Genomic DNA, 21,223 nt, shown 5'->3' on the forward strand with positions numbered 1-21,223 from the left:
CGGAACCGACCTTCGCGCTCACCGTGACGGGTTCGGGGGCGATGTGGGCGCGGCACCTCCGCCCGCACCGGTACCCGGCTCCCCCGGCTCGCTCTTCCCCGCCCCCGCCCCTGCCCCGGCGGCGGCAGGCGCGACGGCGGGCGCGGCCGCCGCGGCCTTGCGCGCGGCGGCCTCCGCCGCCTTGCGCTCCGCGTCCCGCTGCATCTCCTTCGCGGCCTCCTGCGCCCGCTTGTTCTCGGCCACGATCTGCTCGCACTCCCGCTGGAGCTTGAGCGCCGGCGAGTCGGCGGACGCCACCGGCCCCACCATCCGGCCGTAGGCGCGGAGCTCCTCGAGCGCCGGCTCGCACTCGTTCTTCACGCGCATGAACAGGACGCCGCGGGCGAGGTGCACCTCCGGCAGCGCGTCGCCGGACGCCTCCTGCGCCTTCGCGTACGCGGCGAGCGCCTCGTCCGGCTTGTCCTGGTGGCGCTTCGCGACGCCCAGCGCCAGCCAGGCCGCCGCGTTCTTGGGATCCGCGTGCACCATGGCCTGCGCGTGCTCCGCCACCACCGGCCAGCGGCGGCCCTTCACGGCGGCGTCGAGCAGCGCGCGGCGCGCCGGCAGGTACCCGTCGTCCAGGGCGAGCGCCTTGCGCCACTGCACGGCGGCCGCCTCGACGTCGCCCTGCTTCGCGAGCACCTCGCCGGCGAGGAAGGGCAGCTCCGGCTCGGAGGGCGCGAGCTTCTGCGCGCGCAGCAGGATGAGCTGCGCGACGTCCAGGTTGCCGCGCTGCAGCGAGACCCGCGCCATCACCACGTACGCGCCCACCGAGCGCGAGTCGCGCAGCAGGGCCTCGCGGGCCAGCCGCCACGCCTCGTCGAGCTGGCCGGCGTCGCGGTACATCGCGGCGAGCCGCTCGCGCGCGCGGGCGTCCTCGGGGAAGTCGCGCACCACCGCCGCGTAGATCGACTGCGCGCCGGCCAGGTCGCCCTGCTTCTCGAGCAGCACGCCCAGGTTCACCGCCGACTGGCGCAGGCCGGGCTTCGCCGCGAGGGCCTTCTGGTACTCGGCCCGCGCCTCGTCCACGCGCCCCTGCGCCTCGAGCGCGACGCCCAGGTTGTGCCGCGCCTCGGCGACCTCGCCCGCGTCGAGCACCGCGCGCCACTTGCGCTCGAGGACCGCCCAGTCGGTGGGCACCTTGAGCCGGCGCTGGTCCTCCTGCGCCTGGACGGCCTCGGCGTAGAGCCGCTGCGCGCGCGCCGAGAGCGCCTCGGCCGCGTCGGCGGGGAGCCCCGCGGGGCGGGCGCCGGACGCCGGCGCCGGGGCGCTCGCGCGCGAGCCGGCGCAGCCGGCGGCGGCGAGCAGGAGCAGCAGGGAAGCGGTGCGCGCGTGGGTCACGGCAGGAGGTCCTCGTCCTCGTCGCCGCCCTTCTTGCGGCGGGGGAGCTGCGGCTCGGCGTCGGCGCGGCCGGAGCGCGCGTCGGCGGGCTCGGCGGCCGTGCGGCCGGGGCGCGGATCGCCGGGCTCGGCCGCGGCGCTGCGGGCACCGGCCGGCTGGAGGCGGAGCACCGGCAGCGGCGCCTCGGCGGCGCGCGGCGCGCCGGCCGCGGGGCGGGACTGCACCGGCTGGATCTCGGCCAGGATGCCGTAGCCCTTCGGCGCCTCGGCGATCGGCGGCGCGGGGACCGGCGGGACGACCTCGGCCGAGGCCGCGCCGGCCTGATCCGGCTTCGCCTTCGCGAGCATGGCCGAGGCGTCGCGGGCGCACGCGTTCACCACGCCGTAGTCGCGCGACGCGTTCGCGGCGAGCTCGAAGCCCTCCACCGCCTTGCGCTCGAGCGGCTCGGACGCCTGCGTGAGCTGGGCCCGGTACTCCTCCACGAACGCCTTGTTGCCGCGGATCTCGCGGGGGATGGGCGCGGCGTGGAGCGCGCGGGCGAAGCGCTCGTACCCGAGGCCGATCTTGTACAGCGCGCAGATGGCGGGGCCGGCCTGCTTCAGCTTCACCACCTCGCCGTAGGCGTCCTCGAGCTGCTTCAGCTTGCGCCCCTTCACCTGCAGCTGGGCCTTCAGGTAGTTCGGCGCCACGTCGAGCGTGATCTTGTCGTACTTGCCGAAGTCGTCCTCGAGCTCGAGGTACATCGCCTGCGCCACCAGCCCGAGGCCGCGCTCCTTCACCTTGTCCCGGTTCCGCCGCCAGTAGGCGTAGCCGGCCTGGTAGGTGCGCTGCGCGGCGGCGCCGTTGCCGGACTTCTCCTGGATCGCGGCGATGCGCTGCTGCGCGTCCATCCAGTCCTCCGGGTCGCGCGCGTACTTCAGCTGGAACTCCTCGAGCTGGCGCAGCTCGCGGCTGGCCTGGCCCTGCTTGCCGTAGAGGTCGGCGAGCGAGCGGAACATCCGCCGCGCGTCGGGGCCGTTCGGCCAGGTGTCGAGGTACGCCCGGGTGGCGGCCTCGGCCTTGGCCCACTCGCGCAGGCCGGCGCGGAACACCGCCGCGTTCACGATGGCGTCGTTCGCCTTCTTCTCCTCGTACACCGCGGGCGGCCCGGCCGGCGCCTCGGCGACGGCGGCGGCGGCCTTGCCGCGCGCCCTGGCCTTGCCCTTCGCGGCGGGCGGCGGCTCGCGCCGGCTGGCGGCGCGCCAGGCCTGGAAGTACCGCTCGTAGTGGTCCGCGGCGCGCCCGAAGTCCGCCACCGCCTCGTACGCCTCGGCGTTGTCGTAGAGCGACTTCGGCGCGAGCGTGTGCGTCGGGTACCGCTGCAGGAACTGCTCGCGGATCTCCATGGCGCGGTCGAGCCGGTGGGCCCGGACGTAGTCCACCGACGCGTTGTAGTAGGCGGTGGGGGCGAGGCGGGAGGTGGGCCAGTCGCGCGCGAACGCGAGGTACTGCTCGGCCGCGCCCACGAAGTCCTGGGCCTTCTCCTTCTCCTCGATCACCTTGAACGCGCTCTGCTCGATGACGCGGGAGAGGTCGTCCTTGAGCTGCGGGTGGGCGGCGATGAGCGCGCGGTTGTCGTAGAACCGCTTCGCCCAGCCGTTCACGTTGCGCCAGTCGCCGAGCAGGTTGTACGCGTCCAGCACCAGGTTCGCGGAGTAGCCGGCCAGCTCGTGCTGCGGGTGGTCGAGCGCGATGCGCGTGAACAGGTCGCTCGCCTCGCCGAACGCGTTGTGGCGGTAGTGCAGGTTCGCGAGCTTGTAGGCGACCTCCACCCACTTCTCGCCGCGGGGCTGGTACTCGAGGTAGCGCTGGCACGCCTCGGCCAGCTTCTGCCGCTGCGGCGCCATCGCGAGCTTCTTCTTCGGGTCCGAGGGCTGGCGCTTCTCGGTCTCGTCGAGCTTCTTCGCGACGAGGTCGTAGGCGAACACCGCGTTCTCGAGCGCGTCCTTGAAGAACTTGCCCGGCTTCGGCGCCGGCTGCCCGGCCTGCGGCTTCGCCTTGAGCGCCTGGACGTCGGCGAGCGCCACGCGCTCGTACTCCGCGCCGGCGGCCTCGAAGTCCGCCAGCGCGTAGAGCAGCTCGGCGTGGAAGAACCGCATCTCGTAGGCGGGCGGCTCGCCCGGGAAGACGTCGAGGTAGTCCTTGTAGACGGCGGCGGCGTAGCCGGCGACCGGGTCGTCGCGCGTCTTCTTCCACTCGTTGTGGTACTGCACCGCGAGGATGCGCAGGGTGGACTCGGCGTCGCGCCGCGCGTCCTTCAGCACCTTCGCGTTCTTCGGGTCCTTGCCCTCGGCCGACGCCTCGATGTCGCGGAGCATCCGCACGAAGACGTGCGCCTGGGCCACCGCGGCGTCCTTGCGCCCCATGCGGCCGGCGCAGGTGACGATGCGCGACTGGAAGAACGGCGCCTCCACCGAGAGCGGCTTCTCCTGGATCATGCGGTGGTAGACCAGCACCGCGTCGCGATCCTTGCCCTCGTCGAAGTACAGGCCGGCCAGGGACTTCAGCATGTCCCACCAGCCGGTCTGGCCGCCGACGCGCCGGAAGTCGTCCCAGGCGCCCTCGGCCGAGCCGACGTGGCTGTAGGTGCGGACGTAGTCCTTCCGCGCCTCCTTCACCAGCGCGAGCTTGCGGTCGGCGGGCACCGTGCTCGTGGGCATCTCGCCGAAGAAGATGACCCCGCGGAACAGCTCCAGCGCCTCGCTCCAGTTGCCGAGGTTGTAGTGGACCCAGCCCTGCTTGTAGAGCGCGTAGCCGTAGACCGAGCTCTCCTGGTACTCGGCGGCCTTGCGGTAGGACTCGAGCGCCTTGCGCAGGTTGCCGTTGCGGTCGTTCTTGTTGGCCCGCTCGAAGTAGTACTCGCCGAACGCCATCCACGCGTCGGGCACGTAGCGCGAGCTCGGGAACTTCTGGATGAGGGCGCGGTACGCCTTCAGCGCGTCGGGGTCGTTGCGGTCGCGGCGGGAGAGGTTCTCGCCCAGGAAGTAGAGGACCTCGTCCAGGCGCGGGTAGCTCGGGTAGCGCGAGATGATGGCCTTGTAGAGCGCCACCGCCTGCTCCTGCAGGCGCCGCGACTGCTGGTCGAGCCCCTTCTTCTCCTCCTGCAGCCGGCCCACCTCGCCCGGGTTCGACGTGCCGATCTCGATGATGCGGTCGTCCCGGCGGTTCGCCTCGAAGAAGAAGTACTGCGACTCCTCCCAGAGCAGCTCGGCCAGCCGGAAGTACCACTGCGGCGTCTCGGTGGCCGACCCGCCGCCGAGCTGGATGAGCTGCTGGAGGCTGGCGATCTCCTCGCGGCGCTTGGCCGAGATGTCCACCTCGACCTTCTTGCGGAAGGTCTCGAAGTCCAGCTTCGGGCCGCCCGGCTCGGCGACCTTCTTCGCGGCCTGGAGGCTCCCGCCCAGCGACGCGTCGGGCGCGACCTGGCGCTTCTGGCCGAGGTCCGCCTCCTTGGGCTGCGGGCGCGGATCCGCGGCGCGCGCGGGACCGGCCGCGAGCGCCACCACCACGGCGCCGAGGGCGAGAGCACGGGTCATGCTTCGGTCTCTCCTGGTGAAGCCCTACTTCGAGGCGGTGCCGGGCCGCGAGAGGCGGTCCTTGCAGCCGCGGGTGAGCGTGTACGAGTAGGTGCCGAGCTCGTCGCGCCAGAACTCGCCCTCGTACGGCCAGTACAGGTGCTCGTCGGACACGGCCGAGGAGTACTTCAGGTCCTTCACCACCTCGACCTGGCTGCCGCGGGCCAGCGAGCCCTCCAGCGCCTCGCGCTCCTTGCGCGAGACCTCGATCTTGATGCGGAGCGCCTGCGCCAGCAGCGAGCGGAGCTGGTCCCGCTCCCACTCGAGCTTCGCGCGGGTGCGGGCCCCGGCCTCCTCGACCAGCGCCACCTTCTCGGCCCGGAGCTGGTCGCCCAGCCGCTTGGCCAGCGCCGACTGGCGGAACTCGGAGCGCCGCCCGCCGATGCCGCGGTCCATCTCGTCCTCGACCTCCGCGACGCTCTGGGCGAGCTGGCGGACGTTCTGGTCGGTGAACGCGAGCTTCATGATGCGGCGCGGGAGGGCGCCGGCGCGCACGCCCGCGTCGAGCAGGTCGTAGTACGCCGCGGGCGGCCGCTGCGCCGCGGTGGTCTTCACCAGCTCGTCGTAGACCGGCTGGTACAGCCCGGCGAACGTCTCGAGCACGCGCCGCGCCTCGGGGTAGCGGCAGTTCTCGTAGTAGACGATGGACTTCAGGACGTACGACTCGGGGAAGTACTCGTCCTTGAAGTACGGCGACTGCAGCGTGAGCAGGTTGCCGAGCGTCTTCTCGTAGTCGCCGATGCGGTAATGGGCGTACGACGCCTCCCACAGCCCCTCGAGCCAGCTCTCCCCGCCCCACGGCATCTTCCCGTAGTAGAAGATCGCGTAGCGGTTCTGCCGGTTCTGGTAGTGGATGCGCGCGAGCTGCAGGAACGCGAGCTCGCGGAGCTGCGGATCGGCGGCCCGGCCGCGCTTCGGGTTCGTCAGGCGGACCACCTGCTTGAACGCCTCGGACGCGCCGACGTCGTCGCCGGACGCGTAGAGCACCAGGCCGTCCACGAACCGCGCCTTCGCGTACACGTCGCCCTGCTCGTTCGGCGGGGCGTCGCCCTTCGGCGCCGCGGCGCCGGCCTGCTCGCGCACCAGCGACACCAGCCGCCGCGCCTCGCCCCAGGCGCCGCGCGCCTCGTCGGCGCGCCCGGCGTCGGCGAGCGCGCGGCCGCGCTCGAACTCGTACTTGGCGAGGAGGAAGTGGAAGCGGTCCTCGAAGCCGGGCGGGAACGAGTCGCGGGCGTGCTTCGCCACGCGGGAGAGCAGCGGCTGCTCGTTCTTGAGCTTGTTGCCCGCGTAGAACAGCCACTCCATCGAGGAGCCGTAGAAGCGCGAGCCGCTCGGGCCCTTCGCCAGGATCTCGTCGAAGGTGGCGAGCGCCGAGTGGAGCAGGCCCATGCGCGCGAGCGACTTGCCGAGCTGGTAGCGCGCCTCGTCGTGCGCGGCGGCCAGCGCCGGCTCGCGCAGGATCTGGTCGAACGCGAGGGCCGCCGTCTCGGTGGCCTTCTCGTCGAGGAGCCGCTTGGCCGCGTCGAGCCGCGCCTTCGCCTCGGCGGCGGGCGCGGCCTTGCCGAGCTCGAGCGCGGGGAGCGAGAGCGACTCGTCGCGCTTCTGCGCGGCGGGAGGGGCCGGCTTCTTGTCCGGCGCGGTGAGATCGATGCCGAGCTGCGCCTCGGCCGCGGGAGCGGCGGCGAGGGCGGCGACGGCGAGGAGGATCTTGGAGGTGGCGCGCGCCATGGTGGCCTAGTGCCCCGCCCGGTTGTGGAACGGGAAGAAGAACGACAGCCCGATCTCGGTGAACAGCTGGTTCTGGATGTCGTCCCGGGCCGCGCCGCCCTCCTGCCAGTTGGGCACCGGGACCGAGTAGATGTAGTCCTTGAACTCCAGCCGGGCGGCGATCCACTCGGCGAAGAACACGCGGAAGCCGAGCCCCACGTGGCCGCCGATCGTGCTCTTCGTGCCGGGCTTGCCGCCCGAGACGGCGAGCGCCTCCGCCTGCGTGGCCGACAGCACCTCCTCGTAGGAGATCCAGTCGGCACCCGCGATCACCGAGAGGTCGAAGTGCGCGACGCGCTCCGCGAACACGTTGAGCTTGCCGTACACCGGCGACCAGCCCACCTCCAGGCCCGTGACCATCTTGAGGTTGCCGGGGACCTGGTAGAGCTGGGTGTCGGCGGCGTCCTGGCAGCCGCCGTTGGAGGGGCACACCACCGCGGAGCCGGTCCGGGTGGAGCTGCCCGCCGCCACGGCCGCGCCCACGTAGAGCCACTCCGCCGGGTGATAGCCGAGCTTCAGGCCGCCCCAGCGCTTCGCGTAGAACGCGTCGTTCAGGGAGAGGTTGCCGGTGAGGGAGAGCTCGAACCGTCCGGCCTTCTGGAAGAGCGCGCCGGACACCGGCGGGATCTTGCCGGCGAAGGCGTCGGACTTGCTCTGCGCCCGCGCCGCGAGCGGCGCCAGCAGGAGCGCCAGCGCGAGCGCGGCGAGCGCGCGTGCGGCGAGGGATCGGATCGTCAGGCCGTCGGTCGTCATGGGTGGACGTACTCGAACGTCGTCGGGAAGAAGAACGAGAAGCCCACGTTCGCGGTGAACACCTTCTGGAGCGTGCTCGGGACCGAGGCGACGGGCTGATCGGGGTAGAGCGTCGCGAGCATGCCGAGCTCGAACGCCATCCACTCCCGCGGGTAGAAGCGGACGCCGCCGCCGAGGTCGGTGGCCAGGTGCGGCCCCTCGTTGCGCGGCGCGACGCTGGTCGCGGTCCACACCGCGCCGAAGCCGGCCGTGAGGAACAGGTCGAAGTGGATGATGCTCTGGTTGAGGAAGGCCGCCTTGCCGTAGATCGGCGACCACACCCCGGCCAGCATCGCCTGCCCGTACAGATCGGAGGTGAGCAGCTGGCTCTGGAAGGCGAGCTTGCCCTCGCGCACGTTGTCGGTGCGGAGCGAGGTGCCGCAGCCCCAGTCCTCGCGGTAGCAGGCGCCGCGCACCGCGATGGCGAAGGAGTCGTGCACGCTGTACGCGAGCCGCAGGCCGACGCCGAGCTTCTGGTAGAACGCGTCGTTCACCGTGGCCGAGAACATCGGCGCGATCTCGAAGCGCCCGCGCTTCATGAACCCCTTGCGCTGGACGGCCTTCACCTTGTCGCCGAGCGCCACGTCCTTCTCGGAGAAGGGCAGCACCGGCGCCGGCTCGGCCTTCGCCGCGCCCTCGGTGGGCGGTGGCGTGGCCGGCTTGGGCGGTGGAAGGTCATCCGTGCGCACCGGGTCCGCGTCCTTCGCGGGCGGAGGTGGCTGGCTCAGATCGAGCCCTGGAAGGTCCTGGGCGGCCCCGGACAGCGGGACCACCACGACGAGCAACCAGGCATATGCGAGATGTTTTCTCATTCGATGGCGTCCCACGTACACGGGGCATCCTAGCCAAAGCAAATGGGAGGAGCAACGGAGCGTACCGCGCAGAAATGCGTGATTCTGTGCGTCTGTAGGCGCTTGTAGCGGGTCGAGAGCCTTCCTTGTCGAGTCGCGAGGTGCGTGCTAACGATTCCCACAATCATGCGTCCCCAGGTCATCCGATTGATCGCCGCGCTCGCCTCTGCCGCAGCGCTCACCGCTTGCCAGAACCCGAACGTCGGGGAGCGCTGCAAGCTCTCGTGGGGGAGCGGCGACCCGCCGAGCCCGCAGACCGCTTCCGGCGACTACTTCGAGTCCGGCAACATCGGCTGCGAGGACCTCATCTGCATCGTCTCACCGGCCCCGGAAGGCTCCAAGTACGGCGGCTGCTCCGGTGATTCGTGCGGATACTGCTCGAAGCCGTGCGTCTCCGATCAGGACTGCTACAAGTCCGAGACCGGCCTGGTCTGCGACCAGGTGGTGCTCGACCCGGCGTTCCTGGCCAGCCTCGACGAGACGACCCGCCAGCGCTACCTGGGCGAGACGCAGTACTCGTCCTACTGCGTCGTCCCGCGGCAGTGATCGGCGCCCGCGCCGTGGTCGTGCTCGCCGCCGCGCTGGCGTGTGCCTCTCCCAAGGCACCCGAGCCGGCGCGCCCCGCCCCGCGCGTCATCGTCGAGACCGCGGCCGGCGCGAGCCACGCGGTCCGCGTCGAGGTCGCGCGCGACGAGGCCTCGCGCACGCGCGGCCTCATGGAGCGCTCCTCCCTCGCCGCGGACGCCGGGATGCTGTTCGTGTTCGAGGAGAGCGAGCTCCACACGTTCTGGATGCGCAACACGCTCATCCCCCTCGACATGATCTTCGTCGATGACGCCGGCCGCGTGGTCGGCGTGGTGGAGCGGGCCGAGCCCCTCACCCTCTCGCCCCGCGACGTGGGCGTGCCGAGCCGCTACGTGCTCGAGGTGAACGGCGGCTGGGCCGCGGCGCACGGCGTGAAGGCCGGCGACCGGGTGCGCTTCGAGAACGTGCTGTATTGAGCGCGGGGCCCGTGACCTCGCGGGCGCGGCGAGGCCGCGCCGGGCCGCGACGCTAGCCCTTCCTCAGCAGCCGCTTCGCCAGCAGCGGCCCGAGGCTCTCGGACATCAGGCGCTCCACCGTGCTCTCGAAGTCGGCGCGGAGGCGCTCGTCGGACCAGACGAAGCGGATGCCCATCCCCGCCTCCTCGCCCTGCGCGCTCGCGTGCACCACCTCGCCGTTCAGCTCGAACGCCGCCGGGCGCCCCGGCACCGCGAGCCGGAACACGAAGCGCGTCCCGACGGGAAGCGTCTTCCGGGTCTTGATGAACGTGCCGCCCTTCGAGATGTTCTTCGTGTAGTCGGCGAAGAAGCTGTTCAGCTTCTTGTAGTCGACCTTCAGCTCGATGGGCGCGCGCGCGTGCTCGCGGTTCTCCGGCATCGCGCGCCATGTTATCCCGGGGCTGGCGCGGCCGGTAGCGGCGGCGCCGATATCGGCGGGACGCGATGCTCGATCTCCTCCAGGCGCTGATCCGCCGGCGCGCGGTGCGCGGCGCCGCGGCGCTGCTCGCGGCGCTGGGGCTGGCGAGCGGCTCGCTCCCGCTGCTCGACGCGCCGGGGTACGAGCTGGGCGAGGCCGGCGCGCTGCTCGCGGCGCTCGTCCTCGGCCCCTGGCTCGGGATCGCGGCGGGGCGCGCCGCCCGGGCCCGCCCGGAGCCGTCGCCCGCGGCCGCCGCCGCCGCGGCGGGCGCGGTCGCGGCGGGCCTGCTCGGGCTGCTGCTCGCGGGCGCCCTGCTCCGGGCCGCGCTCGGGCCGTGCAGCGCCCTCGCCGCCGCCGGCTTCTTCCCGCTGCTCGCCGTCCCGTCCGCGCTGCTCGCCGCCGCCCTGGGCGCCGCGGCCGCGTTCCTGGCCCGCGGCCGCGCCGGCCCGGCCGCGGCCCTGTACGCGCTGGTCGTGCTGGCGGCGCTGGGCGTGGCGCTCCGGGGCGCGTACGCCGGCCCGGCCGCGTTCGCCTGGAGCCCGCTGCTCGGCGCCTGGCCCGGCCCGCTCTACGACGAGGCGCTCCGGGTGGACGGGCGGGTGGTGCTCGGCGCCCTCGAGGCCACCGCGCTCGCCGCGGCGGTGGCCGCGGCGGCCGAGCTCGCGCTCCGGCCGCGGCGCACGCGGCGCCGGCTGGCCGGGGTCCTGCTCGCGCTCGCCGCGGCGGCGGGCGCGGTCGCCGCCGCGCGGGGCGCCCGCGCCGCGCTCGGGCTGGACGGCTCGCGCGAGACGGTGGCGCGCGCGCTGGGCGGCGTCCGCGAGGGCCCGCGCTGCACGCTCGTGCTCCCCTCGGAGAAGCCGGAGGCGGCCGCCGCCGAGCTGCTGGCGGAGTGCGAGTTCCACGTGGCCGAGGTGGCGCGCGCGCTCGGGATCGAGCGGCCGCCGCGGGTGACGGTGTACGTGTACCGGAGCGCCGAGGAGAAGCGGCGCCTGGTGGGCGCGGCCGGCACCGACTTCACCAAGCCCTGGCGCGCCGAGATCCACCTCGGCGACGCGCCGCTCCCGCACCCGGTGCTGCGCCACGAGGTGGTCCACGCGGTCGCCTCGGCGCTCGCGCCCGGCCCGCTGCGCGTCCCGGCGCGGGCCGGCGTGCTGGTGTCCGCGGGCCTGGTGGAAGGGCTGGCGGTGGCGCTCGAGGTGCCGCGCGGCGCCTGGACGGTGCACGAGTGGTCCCGGGCGGCGCGCGACCAGGGCCGGCTCCCGGACCTGCCGGCGATCGTGGGCCCGGGCGGCTTCTGGAGCCAGGCGCCGGCGCGGGCGTACACCGCGGCCGGGAGCTTCCTCGCGTTCCTGCTCGCGCGGCACGGCCCGGCGCCGGTGGCGCGCGCCTACGCCACCGGCGACGTCGCCGCCGCGCTGGGCCGCCCGCTGCCGGCGCTGGTGGACGAGTGGCAGCGCTTCCTCGACGGCGTGGCCGTGCCGGAGGGGCTCCGGCGCGAGGCCGAGGCGCGGCTCGCGCGCGGCAGCCTGTTCACGCGCCGCTGCGCGCGCGAGGCGGCGGCGCTGGAGGCGGGCGCCGGCGCCGCGGCGGCCGCCGGGCGGACCGAGGAGGCCTGCGACCTGTACCGCCGCGCCGGCGCGCTGACCGGCTCGCCGTGGGCCGCGAAGGCGCGCGGCGACGCGCGGGCGCGGTCCGGCGACCTCGCGGGCGCGCTCGCGGCGTACGCGGAGGCCCGGGCCCAGGGCGAGGGCCAGGGTGCGCTGCAGGGCGCGCTCGCCGCCGCCGAGGCGGACGTCCGCTGGCGGCAGGGCGACGCCGCCGCGGCCGCGGCCGGCTGGGCGGCGGCGCTCGGCGCGGGCCCGGACCGCGGCGAGGCGCGGCTCCTCTCGGCCAAGCTCGCGGCGCTGCGCGACCCGCGGCTCGCCGCCGCCGCCCTGCCCTACCTGCTCGGCCTCGGCGACGCGACGCTCGCGCTCGCCCGCACCGCGGCGGTGGACGCGCCGCTCGCGGCGTACCTGGTCGGGCGCGCGCACGGGATCCGCGGCGAGGCGGCGCCGGCGGCGGCCCTGCTCGCCCGCGCCGCGGCGGGCGGCCTCCCGCCCGAGCTCGCGGCCGAGGCGCGCGCGGCCGGCGGCGAGGCGGCCTGCGCCGCCGGCGAGGTCGGCGCGGGCGAGGAGGCGCTCCGGGCGGCGCTGGCGCGCGCCGGCTCGGAGGCGGAGCGCGAGCGCCTGGAGGCGGGGCTGCGCCGCTGCGCGTTCGTGGCCGCGGACCGAGCCGCCGCGCGCTGACGCGCGGGCGCGATCAGACGCCGCCGCGCAGCCGGTCGATGGCCGCCTTCGGGTTCTTCACGCCCTTCTTCAGCAGCCACCAGCCGACCTTCATCCCGCCGACCGCGAGCACGCCCAGGTACCCGTGCTCCAGCAGCCGCGCCGTGGACGCGTCCACCCGAACGCGCACCTTCACGGCCGGGTCGCGCTCGATCACCAGCTTGAAGAACTCCACGCCGAACTCGCCCACGTCGTCGGAGCGCAGCCCCGTGATCCGCTCCACCGCCGCGGCCGGCAGGGTGAGCGTGAAGTCCGGGTCGGGCGCCGCGCCGTCCTCCACCGCGGGCCCGCCGCTCGCCATGGTGAAGCGGGCCGGGCCGCCGTCGAGCGCCAGGTTCACGCGCGCGCCGCGAGCCAGCGGCCGGGTGGCCTTGCGGGCGGCGGGGGCGGTCTCGAAGAACGTGCGGAGCGAGGCGAGGCTAGGATCGGCCATCGCCGGGAATGTATGCGGCGGGAAAGCGCGCCGGCAACGGCCCGCCGCGGCGCCCCGGAAAGGCCCGAGAAGATTGACGCGGCACCTCGGGCGGGACAAAGTCGCGCGCATGACGAAGCGCCTCGCCCTCCTGCTCGCCCTGGCCACGGCCTGCGCAGCGCGCCAGCTCCCCGGCACCAACATCGAGGACACCCGGGACAACCGCGGGGTCTTCGAGGCCATCCAGCAGTACGTCCAGGCCATGGGCCGCCGCGACGCGGCCGCGGTGGTCGCGCTCGCCGCGCCGGACTACTTCGACGACGCCGCCACGCCCGCGCCGGAGGACGACGTGGACCGCGCCACGCTCGCGCGCACGCTGCCCGAGGACCTCGCGAAGGTGGACGCGCTGAAGCTGGAGATCCAGGTCCGCAAGATCGAGGTCCAGGGCGACCGCGCCATCGCCGAGGTGTTCTACGACGGGTGGTACCGGGTGAAGACCGCGTCCGGCGTGGTGCCGCGGCGCGACTCCGACGTGCACCGCATGCACCTGCGCAAGGTGGACGGGCGCTGGCTGTTCACCGCCGGGCTGTAGCCGGTCAGACGCCGAGCAGCGCCCGGAACCCGCCCTCGCCCAGGTCGCGCAGCGCGGCGAGCCGGTCGCGGTAGCGCCTCCAGTCCTTCCAGGCCAGCCGGTCGGCGCCGAGCGCGGCGCGGTGGAACGCGTGGATGCGCGAGGCGGTGAAGCGCAGCGCGGCGTAGCGCGCCCACGGGTAGAGCGCGTCCGCGGTCTCCGGCTCGAGCCGGCGCCTCGCGCGGTAGCCGGCGAGCAGCGCGGCGGCGCGCGCCGGGTCGTAGCGATCCACGTAGCACCAGGCGTTCACCGCGACCCCGAGGTCGTAGGCGAACGGGTCCACGCAGCTCATCTCCCAGTCGAGCACCGCGCCGACGCGGTCGCCGATCCAGAGCACGTTGTCGATGAACAGGTCGCCGTGGACCAGCCCGCGCGGCGCGCCGGGGAGCCGCTCCGCGCGCGCCAGCTCGTCCTCCAGCATCGGCAGCGCCGCCCGCACGTCGGCGTCGCCCCCGCCGTCCGGCCGCAGCTCCGAGATCCACCCGCGCACGCGCTCCGGCGCGTACGGGTTGCGGCGCTCCGGCACGAAGCCCGACGCCAGCTCGTGCAGCCGCCCGAGCTGCTCGCCCACGCGCCGGCAGCGCTCGGGGCCGGCGGCGTCGCGCGAGATCTCCTCGCCGGCCGCGTAGGCGAACAGCATCGCCTGCTTGCCCTCGACCGGCACCCAGGGCCGTCCGTCCGCCGCGAGGCGCAGGCGGGCCACCGGGAACCGGGCCTCGTGGAGGTAGCGCTGGACCTCGGCCTCGAACCGCACGTCGGCGTCGGTCTTGCCCTCGTTCAGCCGCAGGAACCAGCGCTCGCCGCCGGTCCACAGGTGGTAGTTCGTGTTGACGCTGCCCTTCGGCTCCGGCTGGACGCGGTCCGGCGCGGGGAGCCCGAAGCTCCGGACCGCGGCGGCGATCTGCTCGCTGGAGAGGACGGTGTAGAGGGCCATGGGTCGAGGCCGGCCGGAGCCGGGAGGCGGAGCATGCCCTCCAGGGTCGTCCCCGTCAACGGTCCGGGGCCGGCGGGAGCGTCGCCGGCGGCGGCCCCGCCAGTGCCTCGGCGAGCGTGATGGGCCGCCACGCCGCCTCGACCACGCGCCAACCGTCCGCCTCGCGCTCGAGCCGCAGCGCGAAGCGGTGCGCGGTGCCCTCGCCGGGGAGGAGATCCGCGAGCGCCTTCCCCCGGCCCGCCGCGCGCGACAGCACCGCGTCCACCTGCGCCGCGGCGCGATCCCCGTCCACCGCCACGGTCGCGCCGGCCACCGCGGCCGAGACCCAGGCGCCGCGCAGCACCTCGAACGCGACGAGCTGCTTCGCGCCGGCGCGATCGAGGCCGTGCCCCCCGAACCGCTCCGACAGCGGCGCCACCACCGCGTTCACGTCGCGGGACGCGACCGCCGCGGCGGAGCCGTCCACCAAGCGGCGGATGCGCGCCTCGTCGTCCTCCTCGCCGCGGCCCCACCACCAGGCGGCGCCGGCCGCCGCGATCGCCAGCGCGATCGCCATCCACCACGCGCTCCTTCGCCTCACCCTCGCCTCCCGGGCGCCCGCCCGTCCGCCCTCTCCGTCCCTGGCCCCGGGGCGCCGGCGCCGGTTAGATTCGCTCCAGCCGACCTCCGCGCCCCTGTTCCGGGCGAAACGAAAGTACACTCCGCCGCCGTGAGCCGCGACAAGAAGGACCCCATCGCCCTGTCCGACGCGCACAACTCGCGCGGCATCGAGCTCGCCGACCGCGGCTGGCTCGACGAGGCCATCAACGAGTTCCACAAGGCGATCGAGCTCGACCCCAGCTCCGCGCACGCGCACGACAACCTCGCGACGGTGTACTCGGAGAAGAAGCTCTACCGCGAGGCGCTGAACGAGTACCTCACCGCGCTCCGGCTCGAGCCGGACAGCGCCACCGCGCACTACAACCTGGCCTGCTTCCTCGCCACGCACGGGCCGGACATGGCGGTCGTCGAGTACCAGGACGCGATCCAGCTCGAGCCCGACCACCCCGACGCGCACCTGAACCTCGGGCTGACGCTGGCCGACCAGGGGAAGACGGAGGAGGCGGTGAAGGAGCTCGGCGTCGCCATCGAGCTCGAGCCGTCCGACCCGTTCCCGCGGCACGAGCTGGCCGGCCTGCTCATGGACGATGGCGACTACCGCGCCGCCATCGCCCACCTCAAGGAGGTCGTGCGGCTCGAGCCGTCCAACTTCGAGGCCGAGCTGGACCTGGGCATCTGCTACGCGCAGAAGGGCTTCTACGCCGAGGCCGAGCGCGCCTACGCGCGGGCCGCGGCGCTGAAGCCGGACGACCTGCTCCTCAACTACGACGTGGCGGCGCTGTACGCGCTCTGGGGCAAGCCGGCCCCGGCGCTGGAGGCGCTGCGCAAGGCGCTGGCCCAGGACGCCGAGAAGGTGCGGGGCTGGCTCCGGACCGACCCGATGTTCGACGGCCTGAAGGGCAACGCGGAGTTCGAGGAGCTGGCCCGCGGGTAGCGCTCCGGCTGCCCGGGTCAGCCACGCACTCCCCGTATGGCCGCACCCGGGGCAGAGGGCGGACCTTCACCCGGGGCGCGGGGTTGGCTAGCCTCGGGCGCATGCCCGAGCTTGCCTTCTTCCGCCACGGCGAGGAGCTGCTGCGCGTCACCCTGACCGATCGCACCGCGCTGGGCAGCGGCCCCGAGTGCGACGTCTCGCTGCCCGATCCCGCGCTCGCCCGCGTGCAGGCGGTGGTGGAGCGGCGCGCCGACGGGTGGTGGCTGGTGGACCGGTCCGGCGCGGGCACCGCGATGGGCGGGGCGCCGGTGCGCGAGGCGCGGCTCGCCGACGGCGCCGACCTCGCGCTCGGCGCCTGGCGGGCGCTCTTCCGCGCGACCGAGGGCGTCGCGCCGGGCGCGGGCGAGACGCGGCTGCGCGCGCACGACGAGCCGCCGGCCGGGGCGCCGCCGCCCGCGCGGCTCCGGCTCCGCGCCGGCGGCCGCGAGCGCACCGTCCCGGTCACCGCCGCGGGCGTGGTGGTGGGCAAGGACCCGACCTGCGACGCGCCGCTCGACGATGCGTTCGTCTCGGCCCGCCACCTGCGCGTCGAGGCGCGCGGCGTCCGGTGGGCGCTCGTGGACCTCGGCTCGACGAACGGCACGTTCATCAGCGGCGCGCGGGTGACGCGCGCGGAGCTGCCGTTCGGCCTGCCGGTGCAGCTCGGGGACGCGGAGATCGTGCTCGAGCCGCGCGAGGCGCCCGAGCCCGCCCGCGCCGAGGCGTTCGAGGGGATGATCTCGCGCGACGCCGCCATGCGGCAGGCGTTCGAGCTGGTGGAGCGGGTCGGCCCGTCGGAGGCGGCGGTGACCATCCTCGGCGAGACCGGCACCGGCAAGGAGCTGTTCGCCCGCGCGCTGCACGCGCGCTCCGCGCGGCGCGACGGGCCGTTCATCCCGGTGAACTGCTCGGCCATCGCCGAGACGCTCATCGAGTCCGAGCTGTTCGGCCACGAGAAGGGCGCGTTCTCCGGCGCGGAGCGCATGCGCAAGGGCGCCTTCGAGGAGGCCGACCGCGGCACGCTGTTCCTGGACGAGATCGGCGAGCTCCCGCTCGACCTGCAGCCGAAGCTGCTCCGCGTGCTCGAGCTGGGCGAGGTGAAGCGGGTGGGCGCGTCCAGGCCGATCCAGGTGAGCGTGCGCATCGTGGCCGCCACCCACCGCGACCTGCGCGCGCAGGTGCGCGCCGGGCGGTTCCGCGAGGACCTGTTCTACCGGCTCTGCGTGGTGCCCATCACCGTCCCGCCGCTGCGCCGGCGCGCCGGCGACGTGCGGGAGCTGGCGGAGACGTTCCTGGCGCGCGCGGCGCCGCGCGGCGTGGCGCTGCGCTGGAGCGAGGAGGCGCTCGCGAAGCTCGAGGCGTACGACTGGCCCGGGAACGTCCGGCAGCTCCGGAACGTGGTGCAGCGCGCGCTCCTGTTCCGGGGCGAGGGGCTGGCCATCGGGCCGGCGGCGGTCACCTTCGAGGACACGCGCGCCACGCCCGCCGACGGCGGCGACGACGACACGCTCTACGTGCGCGGCCTCACGCTGGAGGAGATCGAGCGGGAGGCGATCCGCCTGTCCCTGCGCCGCAACCGCGGCAAGCGCGCCGCGGTGGTGAAGGAGCTGCGCATCGCCAAGAGCACCGTGATGAAGCGCATCGGCCAGTGGGGCCTGCACGACGAGGGCCGGCCGCCGGGCGAGGCGCCGGATCCCGAGCCCGACGACGAGGCCGAGGTGGCCTGACGCGAGGGCGCAGCAGCCCTCGTCGATCTCAATGCATCCAGCCGTCGCCCCGACGCAGCAGCGTCAACGGGCTCGTGTCCTCGGGCAGGTCCACCGCGTCCGGGCGGTACGCGAAGCCGCCGGGCCGGAACGTCGCGCCGTCCAGCAGGCGCGCGATGGCCCGGGTGAGGTCGTCGTCGGCGGCCAGCACCGGCTTGACCCGCAGGCCGGTCGCGAAGGTGATCTCGTCCAGGATGCCGAGGTCCCCCGGGTCCGCCAGCGCGACCACCACCGCCGCGCCGCGGGGCTCGTTCACGCGCGAGAGCGGCAGCACGTTCCGGGTGCGGATGAGCTTCTCGGGCAGCAGGCGAAGGACCGCCGGCGGCACGTGCCGGTCGCCGATCTCCATGAACGGCACCCCGAGCTGCGCGCCCACCGCGCCGAGCACGACCGGCTCGCCCAGGAACCCGAGGCTGACGATGCTGCGGCCGAGGCGCCCGCCCCAGCGGCGCTGGTGCGCGAGCGCGCTCTCGAGCTGGACCGCGTCGATGGCGCCCTGCGCCACGAGCAGCTCGCCGATCCGCATCCTCGCCATCGCAACACCCTCCACGGACGGTGGAACACACACTCCGAACGGGACGGAGTGTACCACCTACCTCGGGGGGATGTGAGCGGAACGCGCCTACTTGCGGCGCGGCTTCTTCGGGGCGAGGTCGGCCTGGAGCTTCCTGGCCTGCGCGGCGGCGTCCGACCTGGGGAACTTCGCCACGAGCTCCTTCAGCACGCCGGGGGCGTCCTTCTTCAGCTCGTCCACCTCGAGCATGGCCCGGGCGATGCCCAGCATCGCGTCGGGCGCGCGCTCGGAGCGCGGCGCCTTCTCGTAGATCCAGCCGTACGAGACCAGGGCCTCGCGCCAGCGCTTCTGCTCCATCGAGAGCTCGGCGGAGTGGAAGGCGGCCTCGGGCGCCATGGCGTCCGCCGGCCAGCGGCGCACGTACTCGTCGTACAGCGTCCGCGCGACGCTCTTGTCGCCGGTCGCCTCCTCCTTCTGCGCGAGCGCGAGGAAGGAGACCTTGTCGTCCGGCCGCTCGAGCGTGTCGATCCGCTCCTTCGCCTCGAGCTCGTCGAGCGCGCCGCGGCCGCGGAGGGCCGCGAAGCGCTTGTCGGTGCGATCGGACAGGGCGCCGACGGACTTCTCGAGCTGGCCGAGGCGGTGCTGCTCGACCTCGAGGTCGCCCTTCACGCGCGTGAACTCGTCCTGCAGGCGCTGGAGGGAGACCCCGAGATCGGCGCCGCTCCGCCGGGCGGCGCGGTTCAGCTCGTCGATCTTCTGCTGCACCTCGACGATCTTGCGATCGACGGCGGCGACGCGATCGGCGACGACCCGCTGCTGCTCGGCGGAGTCCGCCTCGAGCCGGTCGAGGCGCGCCTCCATCTGACGCCCGCGCTCCAGCGGGACCCAGCATGCGGTCAGCAGGAGCGCGAGCGCCGGCGCGGCGGCCCGGAGGATGGAGGTGCGGAGGCTCACCGCTCGATCTGGAAGTCGTCGCGGCGGTTCTTGGACCAGCAGGCCTCGGTCGCCTCGGAGCAGACCGGCTTCTCCTCGCCGTAGCTGACCGTGTCGACGGAGGTGCTGACGCCGAGGTCGGTCAGGTACTTCTTGGCCGACTCCGCGCGGCGGTTGCCGAGCGCGACGTTGTACTGCGCGGTGCCGCGCTCGTCGCAGTTGCCCTGCACGAGCACGCGCTTCGCCGGGGCCTGCTTCAGGCAGTCGGCCAGCTTCTGCAGGTTCTGCTGCGACTCGGGGGTCAGGTTCGAGCGGTCGAAGGCGAAGTGGACGCTGAACGCGGTGACGTCGGCGCACTCGGGCGGAACGGACGCCTCGGGGGCGGCGGCGGCGCAGCGGCCGGCCTGGCACTTCTCACCGGCGCCGCAGTCGCGATCCGACGCGCAGGAGCCGGGCTCGCGGGCCACGCAGCGCTCGCCCTGGCAGGTCTGGCCGGCGGGGCAGTCGGTGTCGGCCGCGCACTGGGGCTTCGGAACGCACGCGTTCGCGCGGCACACGAAGCCCTCCTTGCAGTCGGAGTCGGCGCCGCACTCCTGGCAGCGGCCCTCGACGCAGACCTTGCCGTACCCCTCCTGCTCGGCGCAGTCCTGGCTGGTCTTGCACTCACCGTTCTTCGGCTTCGACGGACAGCCGCCGAGGACGAGGGCACCTGACACGGTCAGGGCGAGAAGGAGAACACGACGCATGACGACCTCCATTCGAAAATGACAAGTCTGGGAACTTGGGGACGCCCGCTTATTGGCTCCATTCGGAACGCCTGTCAAAGGATTTCCTCGTCGCGGAACCATCCGGGATTAACATCCCCGCATGCCGGCGACGGTGCTCGTCGTGGACGACGAACGCAACATCCAGGTCACGCTCTCGCGCGCGCTCTCCATGGAGGGCTACGCGGTCGAGACGGCCTCCGGCGGCCGCGAGGCGCTCGAGAAGATCGCCGCACTCCCGGTGGACGTGGTGGTCATGGATGTGCGGATGCCCGACCTGGACGGACTGGCAGTCCTCCAGCGGGCACGCGAGACCCGCCCGGAGCTGCCCATCGTGATCATGTCCGGGCACGGCTCGATCGACACCGTGCGCAGCGCCTTCAAGCTCGGCGCGTTCGACTACCTCGAGAAGCCCATCACGGAGAAGGAGAAGCTGCTCGTCGCGGTGAAGAACGCGCTCGCGCTCGAGTCGCTCCGCGCCGAGAACGCGGCGCTGCGCCGTGCGGCGGGCCAGGGCCAGCTCGAGATGATCGGCGGCGGCCCGGCCATGCAGCGGCTGTTCGACCTGGTGCGCCGCACCGCGCCGTCCGAGGGCCGCGTGCTCATCACCGGCGAGAACGGCACCGGCAAGGAGCTGGTGGCCCGCGCCATCCACGAGCAGTCGCGGCGGCGCGAGCGCCCCTTCGTGAAGCTGAACTGCGCCGCGGTGCCGGCCGAGCTGATCGAGAGCGAGCTGTTCGGCCACGAGCGCGGCGCGTTCACCGGCGCGGTGGCGGCGCGGCGCGGCCGGTTCGAGCAGGCCGACGGGGGCACGCTGTTCCTCGACGAGGTGGGCGACATGCCCGCCGCCATGCAGGCGAAGGTGCTGCGCGTGCTGCAGGAGGGCGAGCTGGAGCGGGTGGGCGGCCAGCAGACGCTGCGCTGCGACGTGCGCGTGGTGGCCGCCACCAACAAGGACCTGCAGGCCGAGGTGGCCGCGGGCCGGTTCCGCGAGGACCTCTACTACCGGCTCAACGTCGTGCCCATCCACACCCCGGCGCTGCGCGACCACAAGGAGGACGTGCCCGAGCTGGCGGCGCGCTTCCTGGGCGAGGCCTGCGAGCGGAACGGCCGCCGCGCCATGCGCCTCGGCCGCGAGGCGGTCGCCGCGCTCCAGACGCACGACTGGCCCGGCAACGTGCGCGAGCTGCGCAACCTGGTGGAGCGGCTCGCCATCCTCTGCGACGGCCCGGAGATCGGCGCCGAGGACGTGGTGGCGATGCTGCCCGGCGCCCGCCGCCCGCGGGGCGATCGCCTGCGCGCCGGCGCCGCGTTCCACGAGCTGGTCGAGGAGGCGGAGCGCGAGATCGTGCTCGCGGCCCTCGAGGCGCACCAGGACAACGTGTCGGACACGGCCCGCGCCCTCGGCCTGGAGCGGAGCCACCTCTACAAGAAGATGCGCGCGCTCGGCATCAAGCGCGGCGCCGAGTAGCCGCCCGCCCGCCCCCGCCCGGCCGTGTCGCCGCGG

General features: G+C 74.3%; 19 protein-coding genes. 7 read left to right on the forward strand and 12 right to left on the reverse strand.

The annotated features are described in order from the left end of the window. Positions 1 to 18: 18 nt before the first annotated feature. Genes gltE through ANAEK_RS17125 form a run of 5 tightly spaced genes read right to left on the reverse strand, consistent with a single transcriptional unit; the run spans position 19 to position 8,365 of the window. Positions 19 to 1,380: an adventurous gliding motility TPR repeat lipoprotein GltE gene (gltE, locus tag ANAEK_RS17105; protein ID WP_012527388.1), complete on the reverse strand. Its 1,362-nt coding sequence runs from the start codon at positions 1,378 to 1,380 to the stop codon at positions 19 to 21. After that, on the reverse strand, positions 1,377 to 4,955 hold the full coding sequence (locus ANAEK_RS17110; RefSeq protein ID WP_012527389.1) for a tetratricopeptide repeat protein: 3,579 nt from the start codon (positions 4,953 to 4,955) through the stop codon (positions 1,377 to 1,379). Before ANAEK_RS17110 ends, gltE begins: the two co-directional genes overlap by 4 nt. A 24-nt stretch (positions 4,956 to 4,979) precedes the next feature. Further along, positions 4,980 to 6,722: an adventurous gliding motility protein GltC gene (gene gltC, locus ANAEK_RS17115; protein ID WP_012527390.1), complete on the reverse strand. Its 1,743-nt coding sequence runs from the start codon at positions 6,720 to 6,722 to the stop codon at positions 4,980 to 4,982. A 6-nt stretch (positions 6,723 to 6,728) separates the two neighbouring features. Beyond that, entirely contained in the window at positions 6,729 to 7,514 is a 786-nt protein-coding gene (locus ANAEK_RS17120) for an outer membrane beta-barrel domain-containing protein (RefSeq protein WP_012527391.1), read from the reverse strand. Further along, the gene (locus tag ANAEK_RS17125) at positions 7,511 to 8,365 is read right to left on the reverse strand and encodes an outer membrane beta-barrel domain-containing protein (protein ID WP_012527392.1); all 855 of its coding nucleotides are present in this window, start codon (positions 8,363 to 8,365) and stop codon (positions 7,511 to 7,513) included. The genes ANAEK_RS17120 and ANAEK_RS17125 overlap by 4 nt, the downstream gene beginning before the upstream one ends. Before the next feature lie 165 nt (positions 8,366 to 8,530). Here ANAEK_RS17125 and cglC point away from each other — a divergent pair, with 165 nt between their 5' ends. Further along, complete coding sequence (gene cglC, locus ANAEK_RS17130; protein WP_012527393.1) at positions 8,531 to 8,950, forward strand: adventurous gliding motility lipoprotein CglC; 420 nt, start codon at positions 8,531 to 8,533, stop codon at positions 8,948 to 8,950. Next, entirely contained in the window at positions 8,947 to 9,405 is a 459-nt protein-coding gene (locus ANAEK_RS17135) for a DUF192 domain-containing protein (RefSeq protein ID WP_012527394.1), read from the forward strand. Before cglC ends, ANAEK_RS17135 begins: the two co-directional genes overlap by 4 nt. A 52-nt stretch (positions 9,406 to 9,457) precedes the next feature. On the opposite strand, the gene ANAEK_RS17140 is transcribed toward ANAEK_RS17135, so the two are convergent. Next, positions 9,458 to 9,823, reverse strand: coding sequence for a TIGR02266 family protein (locus ANAEK_RS17140; RefSeq protein ID WP_012527395.1), 366 nt, complete (start codon positions 9,821 to 9,823; stop codon positions 9,458 to 9,460). A 65-nt stretch (positions 9,824 to 9,888) separates the two neighbouring features. Here ANAEK_RS17140 and ANAEK_RS17145 point away from each other — a divergent pair, with 65 nt between their 5' ends. Further along, positions 9,889 to 12,150: a type VI secretion system protein gene (locus ANAEK_RS17145; protein ID WP_012527396.1), complete on the forward strand. Its 2,262-nt coding sequence runs from the start codon at positions 9,889 to 9,891 to the stop codon at positions 12,148 to 12,150. A 13-nt stretch (positions 12,151 to 12,163) separates the two neighbouring features. On the opposite strand, the gene ANAEK_RS17150 is transcribed toward ANAEK_RS17145, so the two are convergent. Further along, the gene (locus ANAEK_RS17150) at positions 12,164 to 12,622 is read right to left on the reverse strand and encodes a hypothetical protein (RefSeq protein WP_012527397.1); all 459 of its coding nucleotides are present in this window, start codon (positions 12,620 to 12,622) and stop codon (positions 12,164 to 12,166) included. A 109-nt stretch (positions 12,623 to 12,731) separates the two neighbouring features. Between ANAEK_RS17150 and ANAEK_RS17155 the strand changes: the two genes are divergently transcribed. After that, positions 12,732 to 13,193, forward strand: coding sequence for a nuclear transport factor 2 family protein (locus ANAEK_RS17155; RefSeq protein ID WP_012527398.1), 462 nt, complete (start codon positions 12,732 to 12,734; stop codon positions 13,191 to 13,193). Positions 13,194 to 13,197: 4 nt separating this feature from the next. On the opposite strand, the gene ANAEK_RS17160 is transcribed toward ANAEK_RS17155, so the two are convergent. Then, on the reverse strand, positions 13,198 to 14,166 hold the full coding sequence (locus ANAEK_RS17160) for a homoserine kinase (RefSeq protein ID WP_012527399.1): 969 nt from the start codon (positions 14,164 to 14,166) through the stop codon (positions 13,198 to 13,200). Positions 14,167 to 14,221: 55 nt separating this feature from the next. Then, a complete protein-coding gene (locus tag ANAEK_RS17165; RefSeq protein ID WP_012527400.1) occupies positions 14,222 to 14,722 on the reverse strand; it encodes a hypothetical protein in 501 nt (166 codons plus the stop codon). Positions 14,723 to 14,875: 153 nt separating this feature from the next. Between ANAEK_RS17165 and ANAEK_RS17170 the strand changes: the two genes are divergently transcribed. Both ANAEK_RS17170 and ANAEK_RS17175 read left to right on the forward strand, forming a co-directional pair. Further along, positions 14,876 to 15,700: a lipopolysaccharide assembly protein LapB gene (locus tag ANAEK_RS17170; RefSeq protein WP_012527401.1), complete on the forward strand. Its 825-nt coding sequence runs from the start codon at positions 14,876 to 14,878 to the stop codon at positions 15,698 to 15,700. Positions 15,701 to 15,801: 101 nt separating this feature from the next. Next, positions 15,802 to 17,466, forward strand: coding sequence for a sigma 54-interacting transcriptional regulator (locus ANAEK_RS17175; RefSeq protein ID WP_012527402.1), 1,665 nt, complete (start codon positions 15,802 to 15,804; stop codon positions 17,464 to 17,466). Between the two features lie 28 nt (positions 17,467 to 17,494). Here the strand turns inward: ANAEK_RS17175 and ANAEK_RS17180 are convergent, their stop codons facing one another. The 3 genes from ANAEK_RS17180 to ANAEK_RS17190 form a co-directional block, all read right to left on the reverse strand. After that, entirely contained in the window at positions 17,495 to 18,040 is a 546-nt protein-coding gene (locus tag ANAEK_RS17180) for a general secretion pathway protein GspE (RefSeq protein WP_012527403.1), read from the reverse strand. An 87-nt stretch (positions 18,041 to 18,127) separates the two neighbouring features. Beyond that, a complete protein-coding gene (locus ANAEK_RS17185) occupies positions 18,128 to 18,973 on the reverse strand; it encodes a tol-pal system YbgF family protein (protein WP_012527404.1) in 846 nt (281 codons plus the stop codon). After that, positions 18,970 to 19,668 carry an OmpA family protein gene (locus tag ANAEK_RS17190; RefSeq protein WP_232288258.1) on the reverse strand — a complete coding sequence of 233 codons (699 nt, stop codon included), beginning with the start codon at positions 19,666 to 19,668 and terminating at the stop codon, positions 18,970 to 18,972. Before ANAEK_RS17190 ends, ANAEK_RS17185 begins: the two co-directional genes overlap by 4 nt. Positions 19,669 to 19,819: 151 nt before the next feature. On the opposite strand from ANAEK_RS17190, the gene ANAEK_RS17195 reads away from it, so the two are divergent. Beyond that, positions 19,820 to 21,187 carry a sigma-54 dependent transcriptional regulator gene (locus ANAEK_RS17195; RefSeq protein ID WP_012527406.1) on the forward strand — a complete coding sequence of 456 codons (1,368 nt, stop codon included), beginning with the start codon at positions 19,820 to 19,822 and terminating at the stop codon, positions 21,185 to 21,187. Positions 21,188 to 21,223: the final 36 nt, after the last annotated feature.

The sequence above is a fragment of the Anaeromyxobacter sp. K genome (assembly GCF_000020805.1).
Taxonomy (GTDB): domain Bacteria; phylum Myxococcota; class Myxococcia; order Myxococcales; family Anaeromyxobacteraceae; genus Anaeromyxobacter; species Anaeromyxobacter dehalogenans.

Coding starts and splice junctions, on each gene's coding strand:
- ANAEK_RS17125 (WP_012527392.1), bottom strand. CDS start 8,365: ATGAGAAAACATCTCGCATATGCCTGGTTGCTCGTCGTGGTGGTCCCG.
- ANAEK_RS17150 (WP_012527397.1), bottom strand. CDS start 12,622: ATGGCCGATCCTAGCCTCGCCTCGCTCCGCACGTTCTTCGAGACCGCC.
- ANAEK_RS17110 (WP_012527389.1), bottom strand. CDS start 4,955: ATGACCCGTGCTCTCGCCCTCGGCGCCGTGGTGGTGGCGCTCGCGGCC.
- gltC (WP_012527390.1), bottom strand. CDS start 6,722: ATGGCGCGCGCCACCTCCAAGATCCTCCTCGCCGTCGCCGCCCTCGCC.
- ANAEK_RS17145 (WP_012527396.1), top strand. CDS start 9,889: ATGCTCGATCTCCTCCAGGCGCTGATCCGCCGGCGCGCGGTGCGCGGC.
- ANAEK_RS17160 (WP_012527399.1), bottom strand. CDS start 14,166: ATGGCCCTCTACACCGTCCTCTCCAGCGAGCAGATCGCCGCCGCGGTC.
- ANAEK_RS17140 (WP_012527395.1), bottom strand. CDS start 9,823: ATGCCGGAGAACCGCGAGCACGCGCGCGCGCCCATCGAGCTGAAGGTC.
- ANAEK_RS17175 (WP_012527402.1), top strand. CDS start 15,802: ATGCCCGAGCTTGCCTTCTTCCGCCACGGCGAGGAGCTGCTGCGCGTC.
- cglC (WP_012527393.1), top strand. CDS start 8,531: ATGCGTCCCCAGGTCATCCGATTGATCGCCGCGCTCGCCTCTGCCGCA.
- ANAEK_RS17120 (WP_012527391.1), bottom strand. CDS start 7,514: ATGACGACCGACGGCCTGACGATCCGATCCCTCGCCGCACGCGCGCTC.
- ANAEK_RS17195 (WP_012527406.1), top strand. CDS start 19,820: ATGCCGGCGACGGTGCTCGTCGTGGACGACGAACGCAACATCCAGGTC.
- ANAEK_RS17180 (WP_012527403.1), bottom strand. CDS start 18,040: ATGGCGAGGATGCGGATCGGCGAGCTGCTCGTGGCGCAGGGCGCCATC.
- ANAEK_RS17165 (WP_012527400.1), bottom strand. CDS start 14,722: ATGGCGATCGCGCTGGCGATCGCGGCGGCCGGCGCCGCCTGGTGGTGG.
- ANAEK_RS17155 (WP_012527398.1), top strand. CDS start 12,732: ATGACGAAGCGCCTCGCCCTCCTGCTCGCCCTGGCCACGGCCTGCGCA.